The 7,347-nt window shown below is 33.0% G+C and carries 10 protein-coding genes; all 10 read right to left on the bottom strand.

Going from position 1 to position 7,347, the window contains the following annotated elements; translation table 11 throughout:
- Window positions 1-13: 13 nt before the first annotated feature.
- The 10 genes from Q0Y70_RS05390 to Q0Y70_RS05345 all read right to left on the bottom strand — a co-directional run bounded on the left by Q0Y70_RS05390 (window position 14) and on the right by Q0Y70_RS05345 (window position 7,324).
- Complete coding sequence (locus Q0Y70_RS05390; protein WP_297817836.1) at window positions 14-892, bottom strand: metal ABC transporter solute-binding protein, Zn/Mn family; 879 nt, start codon at window positions 890-892, stop codon at window positions 14-16.
- 94 nt (window positions 893-986) lie between these two features.
- Complete coding sequence (locus Q0Y70_RS05385; protein ID WP_297817833.1) at window positions 987-1,778, bottom strand: Cof-type HAD-IIB family hydrolase; 792 nt, start codon at window positions 1,776-1,778, stop codon at window positions 987-989.
- Between the two features lie 117 nt (window positions 1,779-1,895).
- A complete protein-coding gene (gene pfkB, locus Q0Y70_RS05380; RefSeq protein ID WP_297817830.1) occupies window positions 1,896-2,810 on the bottom strand; it encodes a 1-phosphofructokinase in 915 nt (304 codons plus the stop codon).
- A 126-nt stretch (window positions 2,811-2,936) separates the two neighbouring features.
- Complete coding sequence (locus Q0Y70_RS05375) at window positions 2,937-3,143, bottom strand: helix-turn-helix transcriptional regulator (RefSeq protein ID WP_297817827.1); 207 nt, start codon at window positions 3,141-3,143, stop codon at window positions 2,937-2,939.
- Window positions 3,144-3,158: 15 nt separating this feature from the next.
- Window positions 3,159-3,683, bottom strand: coding sequence for a DUF2975 domain-containing protein (locus tag Q0Y70_RS05370; RefSeq protein WP_297817824.1), 525 nt, complete (start codon window positions 3,681-3,683; stop codon window positions 3,159-3,161).
- Window positions 3,684-3,756: 73 nt separating this feature from the next.
- Window positions 3,757-4,263, bottom strand: a complete 507-nt coding sequence (locus tag Q0Y70_RS05365; RefSeq protein WP_297817821.1) for a DUF3278 domain-containing protein — start codon at window positions 4,261-4,263, stop codon at window positions 3,757-3,759.
- Entirely contained in the window at window positions 4,250-4,456 is a 207-nt protein-coding gene (locus Q0Y70_RS05360) for a helix-turn-helix transcriptional regulator (RefSeq protein WP_297817818.1), read from the bottom strand. Before Q0Y70_RS05360 ends, Q0Y70_RS05365 begins: the two co-directional genes overlap by 14 nt.
- A 21-nt stretch (window positions 4,457-4,477) precedes the next feature.
- Complete coding sequence (locus Q0Y70_RS05355) at window positions 4,478-4,693, bottom strand: hypothetical protein (protein ID WP_297817815.1); 216 nt, start codon at window positions 4,691-4,693, stop codon at window positions 4,478-4,480.
- A gap of 15 nt (window positions 4,694-4,708) precedes the next feature.
- A complete protein-coding gene (locus Q0Y70_RS05350) occupies window positions 4,709-4,897 on the bottom strand; it encodes a hypothetical protein (RefSeq protein ID WP_297817812.1) in 189 nt (62 codons plus the stop codon).
- A gap of 135 nt (window positions 4,898-5,032) precedes the next feature.
- On the bottom strand, window positions 5,033-7,324 hold the full coding sequence (locus tag Q0Y70_RS05345; RefSeq protein WP_297817810.1) for a glycoside hydrolase family 31 protein: 2,292 nt from the start codon (window positions 7,322-7,324) through the stop codon (window positions 5,033-5,035).
- Between the last annotated feature and the right edge of the window lie 23 nt (window positions 7,325-7,347).

Below are 7,347 nucleotides of genomic sequence, written 5' to 3'. Positions count from 1 at the left end.
TATCTACATCCTATTACTTTTTAGAAATATCAGCTAGTTTTGTATAGTTTTCTCTCATCCAAGTTAGATAAGTTGTATTATTTGGAATAGTTTCTCTTACGTCTAAAACGGGGATGTCATGTGCTTTAGCACGTTTAACAAAGTTATTTACAGTTGAACTACTTGATTGAGTATTATTTACAAAAAATGCAATTTGACGCTTATCAATCGCATTATTCATAGTGTTAATCATCTTTGGACTTGGATCAGTCCCATTTTCAACCGCTTCTTCAAAGCCCTTGTCACCAATCTTATATCCAGCTGCTTTTAAAGCATAATCAAATACTGGTTCACTGACATAAACCGGCTTACTATTTTTACCATCGGTTGATTTGGCTAATTGCTTGATTTTATTAATCTTGGCCAAATATTTTTTACCATTTGCCTTAAAATAATCTGCATGCTTTTTATCTAATTTGGAAAGGCGCTTTACTAAATAATCTACATACTTAGTGGGCATCTCTAAGTCATACCAAATATGAGGATTGTCACCTTTTTTTAGCCCCATTAGATCTTCACCAACTAAGACTACTTTTTTATCAGAAGACTTAGCTAGATTATTCATCCAGCTATCATAACCCAGACCATTAGCAACTACAATTTTAGCTTGACTAACTATTTTAGCATCAGCTGTTGTTGGCTCAAAATCATGAGGATCAGTGGTAGATTTGGTAATAATAGCCTGAGCACTGCCGTATTTTCCAACAATATTTTTTGCAATATCAGCATAAACATTAGTTGTGGTCACAATTTTTAATTGATTGTTACTAAAGCCACCGTTTTTAGAGCAGCCCACTAGTAAAAATAGCGCTCCGATTAAGCTGAAGAGTGCGATAATTTTTTTTAGTTTCATAAATTTAAATTCCTTACTAAATATATTATTAATTCAAAATATAAAATTTTAAATCTTATCAGAATAATCTAAAAACAATTTTCTGTCAAGAAATTTATCTTTCTAGTAAGTGAATTATTTCTTTTTGGACGCTGCTATCTTCACTTGAACCAATTATTTGTTTAGCAGCTTTTTTGGCTACTGGTAAAGCTGTTGAAGTCACAAAACTCTGACCAGTATATTTAAGCATCGCAACATCATTTTCACTATCACCAAAACTAACCATATCTTGGCTTTCGATGCCTAATTTTTGACTCAAATATTTTAGTCCAAATGCTTTATTCATTCCAGGGGTAGACATATCTATTGAATCGTATCCTCCAGCCACAAACCCTACCTGAGGATATTTTTCTTTTAAATTAGCTAAAACTTCAGGCATTTCTTCTTTAGGAACAATCAAGCTAACTTTAAATACACGATCATCTACTTCATCATAACTATCCACTTGCTTTATATTTCTAAAATAGCGCTTGTTGTCTTCAAAGTGTTTTTTTCCGTCTTTTTTCAAAACATAAGCACTTGTCAAGGCAGCAACAATGCTTGGATAACCGGATTCATCTGCGATCTTTAACAAAAGTTCATAAAGATCCGGACTTAAATTTTCAATTTTCAAAATTTGTCTACCTGCAGCAACTAATGCACCATTTTCAGCGACAAAATACATTTGTTCACTGTATTCTTTTGGAAAACGTGCAAAAATATTCTCATACTGATTACCACTAGCAATTACAAATTTAATATTATTGTTCTTCATCAAGTCAAAATCTTTTTTAAATAATTCATGATCATAAGTTTTATTAGCTTTCAGCCAAGTACCATCCATATCAGTGGCAATTAATTTAATCATCGTTATTCCTCAATTTTCTATTTAAACTCTATCTTTCAACTATACTAAAAAACACTACATTCTAGTAGTGTTTTTATTAACCAAAAAGGCTTTATTTTTAAATTGTTCAAAGTATTATTAGCGGATCTTTTGAACTTTAATTTGTGGTAAAAGAGTATCAATTTGACTCTTTACGCCAATTCCTTCGCTAAATGCTGTGGCTCCCCCACAAGCTGCTCCAACTTGCAAAGCTTTAACAGCATCTTGAGTTTCATAGTAAGTACCCACAAAACCAGCAATCATTGAATCACCAGCTCCAACAGAATTGACTGTTATTCCTTGAGCTGCATTAGCATAATAAATATGATCTTTTGTTACAAGATAAGCGCCATTAGCAGCAAGAGAAATTAAAACATTTTGGGCGCCCATCTCTTGCAGTTTTTTGGCAGCTTTTAATATATCTTCCTCATTAACTAAATCAGTATCAAACAATTGCTCTAATTCATGTTGGTTAGGTTTGATAACGAGTGGTTGATACTTCAAGCTATCTAACAAAGCTTGTCCAGTAGTATCAATTGCAAACTCAGCTCCTGCCTCTTTAATTGTTGGCAATAATTGTTCATAAAAATCTTTAGGTAAACTTGGAGTTAGGCTTCCACTGATTACTACAATATCACCTTTATTTAAGTCATCTAAACGTGCTTTAAAGGCTGTGATTTCTTGTTCATCAATTTTAGGTCCCGCAGCGTTAATTTCTGTTTCTTTTTGAGCATGGATCTTTACATTTACGCGCGTATCATCTGAAATCGTTACGAAGTCATTAACGATCTGCTTAACGTTTAACTGGCGAACTAGTTCTTTTCCAGTAAAACCTCCAATAAATCCCCACGCAGTATTATCGACGCCCAATTGGTTTAAGACTTGAGAAACATTGATTCCCTTGCCTCCAGCCAAAAATTGACAATCTTTAGAACGATTTATTTTTCCTGCTTTTACTTGGTTTAGTTGAATTACATAATCTAATGCTGGATTAACTGTAACGGTATAAATCATCACAAAGCCCCCTTAACTTGGATTACTTCAATGTTTAAAATTTATTTCTGCCATCTAGATACTATCATAATCGTTTTAAATTCAAAATAAAATACTACTTTCATCAATCAAAAGTAGTATTATCATCTATTCACTATCTGTATGTTTTAAAATATCACCTGGTTGACAGTCGAGGACCTGGCAGATTTTGTCCAAAGTTTCAAATCTTATACCTTTGGCCTTACCAGTTTTTAAAATTGATAAATTAGCTGGGGTAATACCAATTTCTGCGGCAAGTTCTTTAGAAGTCATTTTTCTTTTTAAAAGCATGTAATCTAAAGTTACCTCAATCAATTTTGACACCTCAAGTTAAATAATCTTATTAGATTCTTCTTGAAGCTTTAATCCATTCTTAAATACGAGATAAATCACATAAATGATTCCCAGAACGATCAAACTATATACTATATTTGAAAAATCTAAATTTAAATTTGGCTTTCCTTTTAAATTATACTTAGCTGCACCAATTAAACAAGCTTCAATAAAATCAGCCACCGTAAATACACTTAAGCTAATCAAGGTAGTGTGCAGTAAATCCAAATTGGATTGGTCAAAATAAATATCTTGGTTAATGTTTCTAATAACTAATCTAATTGCTCTAATCCCCCAACATAAAGCTGCACACATCACAGCTGAAACAATTAAAGCAAAAACAACAAGAAAAATTGTACCTGTGACATTTTTGAGGTTAGGAACTTGCTTTAAGAAAGTTGCTTGAATATTTGGAATTAGAAATATGATCCCCATAATTATCGATAAAATCGTCCCTAATCCAAATATAAACTCAAAAATCCAAGCGAAGATATTTAAAATACCTAAAACAAAATTTTTCATTATTACCGCCTCTTTCATTTATAAAATTATTGTAAAACAATAATTTTATATTGTTAAGCAGTAATTTATTATTTTATTCTTTAATAACCTTGATTCTGCTTGAAAACATTATTGACGCAAATAGTCCAAAAAATACTGTACCTAACACAAATACAATTAAAGAAGCCCAGGAAAATAATTTACTATCATTATTCCAGCTCAAAACAATCGTTCCAAGAAATCCAAATAATAGCCCGCTGATCCAGCCCCGAATTCTAGCTCTTTTTTTAGCTTGGACTAAATCTTTTTCTTCGACTTCATTAGTATTTAATCCATATTTTTTTATCTCATGATTAGTATAACCACTAAATACACACAACGTAGCAGCCCAGCCAAACATCATAGTTAAATAAGCAACTTTACTATTGAAAAATGAATTTAGAGCCATTGATAATAAAAAGAAGAAGTTCATTGGAATCCATGTTAAGAAAAAGGCGTTATTACCGATTCTCTCCATTTGCGTACGTTTATACTCATCTAATGGACCTTCAATACCATACCAAAATTTCATATATCTAATAAATAAGCTACTTTTCTTCATAATTCTCACCATCCCAAAACAAGGAATTTAAATCTGTATCTAATGTATGAGCCAAATGTAAACATAAATCCAGCGAAGGATTATATTTATCATTCTCAATCAAATTTATCGTCTGTCGCGCTACACCAATTTCCTTAGCTAGTGCCATTTGCGATAAGCCTTTCTTTTTTCGAAATTCTTTTACACAATTCAAATTATCACCTAGTTTATATGATTATTTTCTAAAATAGTTGATTACTGCTGATAAGCTTAATCCACAAACAACTCCAGCAAATAAATAGACCCCAATTAAAATCGGCAAATCTTCAGATGATACTATTGGAAATTTTCCTGTTTGAATCCAAGCACCTAGTGTAATGATAATCCAGACACCTACCATAATTAGCAAAGCATCAGTTAAAAACCTCTTCCACCATTTTTTAGTTCTCATATTAATCACTCATTTCTATTTTTTGATTTTCTTCTTTTTTTCTTTAATTCTGCCGCAAGTAGTTATCGAAGCGATCATAACTAATAAATATAGAGCAGTTTTTATGTCTAAAAAGTTGTTCATAGCAATTTGTACAGCTAAGCCTGCAGTTGCAATAATTATTAACATGTAGATAATTGCCTTTTTAACTTGTGAAATTCTCATTATTTCCTCCATGTATCATTTATATGTGACATTGTTTATGTCATATATATTAGACTTTTTCAAATAAATGTCAACTATATATGACAAAAAATGCAAAAAATAAAGCATCTATTTTCTAGATGCTTTATAAATAGCTTATTTTTCCACATATTTATTATGTTCAAGCGCAAATCTAACTTTCTTATTCGCTAGTTCCACATAAATATTCTTATAAAGCGGATAATCATGATGAAGCAAATTAATATCAATACTTTCTGCACCAATATTTATATCATAAAGATTATATTTTCCATCTTCATAAGAAAAATCAGTGCCATCATCTTGATAATGCTGATAGCTGCCGTTATCTCCATAAAGTTTAAACGTAATTTCTGAATTTGGCTCATCTTTGACGTGCGTCATTTCTTTATTCCAGGGTAAGATAGTATTTTTCTTAATGAACAATGGCAATTTATCAATGGGAGCGTCAACTATTATAGTTGTTTTGCCCTGATATTCATTACCATCCCAAAAGTCAATCCAGCTTCCTTCAGGCAGATAAACTAGTCTTTTGGTTTGACCTTGCTCAACGACGGGAGCAACCAATAAAGCGTCACCTACCATATATTCATCATTTAAGTCACACACTTGCTTATCTTGAGGATAATTCAAAACCAGCGGACGCATAATAGGCAAGCCATTTTGACTTTCTTTATAAAAAAGATCATACAAATAGTCAATCAGGTGATATCTTAATTTTAAATATTTACGATAGATCGATAGTGTCGGCTCTCCAAAAATCCAAGGCTCTTGACTACGTGTCCCTAAAGCTGCATGGTTTCTAAACAATGGGCTAAAAACCGCTCCTTCAATCCAGCGCGTCAATAATTCTGGAGTTGTATCACTTCCAAAACCACCAATATCAGTACCTGCAAAAGAAAAACCCGATAATCCCAAATTACACAATTGGGGAATCATCATTTGTAAATGAACCCACAAACTGTGATTATCTCCGGTCCAGATTGTGGAATACTTTTGTGTACCTGCATAAGCAGCCCGTGTGATTACAAATGGACGTTTATGCGAGTATTTCTTTAGTCCCTCATAAGTAGCCTTGGCCATGTTGTGTCCATACACATTGTGCATTTTGGCGTGAGTTGCCTTCTTTTCTTCATCGCTAAAGACAATATCGTCTGGAATATCACCGTTAAATGAAGCTGGTTCATTCATATCATCCCAAATGCCGCTAACGCCAATATCGACAAGATATTTGCAATTATCAGCCCACCATTTTCTAACTTGCTTACGGCCAAAATCTGGATAGACCGCATCCCCTGGCCAAACACGGTTAACATAAATGGTCCCGTCAGGATTTTGAACAAAATAGCCCTTTTTTACGCCTTCTTGATAAATACCATACTTATCGTCTTTTTTTACACCTGGGTCAATAATTGTGACAACTTTAAAGCCTAATTTATTCAGCTTAGAAACAAAAACTCTCGGATCCTCATAAGTATCCTTACGCCATGTAAAAACGCGATAACCGTCCATATAATCAATATCAAGGTGGATCACATCACAAGGTAAATCATATTCGCGCAATTTTTCAGCGATTCGTTCAACACGCTCTTGACTCACACTATATCCCCAACGTGATTGTTGATAACCCAAAGTCCATTTTTGGGGAAGCGGCGTTTTACCAGTTAAGTAAGTATAGTTTTCCACAATTTTCTTTAAGCTATCTCCACCGATTACGTAGTAATCTAAGTTGCCACTAGATGCAGAATAAAAGTAATAATTATCGCTTTCTTTTCCTAGATCAAAATGAGACTTATAAGTATCATCGAAAAACAAACCATAGGGATGGCCGTTCTTGAGTCCTAATAAAAACGGAACTGACTTATATAAGCGGGTGAAGTTTTCCACTTGTGGAGCCGGATTATCAGTATTCCAATTGTCATAAGCATAGTGGCGTTTATTCAAAAAGCCTGTCTTATCCCCAAGCCCATAGAATTGTTCATCGTTAGCTAACTTTTTTACCACCTCAAAATACCTATCAGTCTTCAGTAAATTTCCACTAACATCATGGCCCTCAGCTTCAGCAAGACGCTTTTGATCTTGGCTCATTTGACGATCTAAGGGAGTACGTTTTTTGCGGTAATCCAAAACTAATGGATTTTTATCTTTATCATAGACATCAATTTTACTATCAGGAAAAATATCCACAATCAATTCACTTGTTTTTAACTCCAAATGATCTTCATTTTCCCTAATTTCAAAATCTGTTGTTTGAATCTTCTTTCCTTCAATTGCATACGAATTTTGACTAAAGCCTCGATCTTGAAATATTCGGATGATTTCAGGCGTCAAAACTGTAAGTTCAAATTTATTATTTGTACAATTTACAAAGACTTTTTGCCCATCAACTTTATAATTTAAATTTTGCATAATCTAACCTCGATTATTTGCAG

This window comes from uncultured Lactobacillus sp. (assembly GCF_947367085.1).
Taxonomy (GTDB): Bacteria; Bacillota; Bacilli; order Lactobacillales; family Lactobacillaceae; genus Lactobacillus.
Note: the sequence above shows the minus strand (reverse complement) of the source record. Positions and strands in the feature narration are given on the sequence as shown.

Coding starts and splice junctions, on each gene's coding strand:
- pfkB (WP_297817830.1), bottom strand. CDS start 2,810: ATGATTTATACCGTTACAGTTAATCCAGCATTAGATTATGTAATTCAA.
- Q0Y70_RS05350 (WP_297817812.1), bottom strand. CDS start 4,897: ATGAGAATTTCACAAGTTAAAAAGGCAATTATCTACATGTTAATAATT.
- Q0Y70_RS05365 (WP_297817821.1), bottom strand. CDS start 4,263: ATGAAGAAAAGTAGCTTATTTATTAGATATATGAAATTTTGGTATGGT.
- Q0Y70_RS05390 (WP_297817836.1), bottom strand. CDS start 892: ATGAAACTAAAAAAAATTATCGCACTCTTCAGCTTAATCGGAGCGCTA.
- Q0Y70_RS05370 (WP_297817824.1), bottom strand. CDS start 3,683: ATGAAAAATTTTGTTTTAGGTATTTTAAATATCTTCGCTTGGATTTTT.
- Q0Y70_RS05345 (WP_297817810.1), bottom strand. CDS start 7,324: ATGCAAAATTTAAATTATAAAGTTGATGGGCAAAAAGTCTTTGTAAAT.
- Q0Y70_RS05355 (WP_297817815.1), bottom strand. CDS start 4,693: ATGAGAACTAAAAAATGGTGGAAGAGGTTTTTAACTGATGCTTTGCTA.
- Q0Y70_RS05385 (WP_297817833.1), bottom strand. CDS start 1,778: ATGATTAAATTAATTGCCACTGATATGGATGGTACTTGGCTGAAAGCT.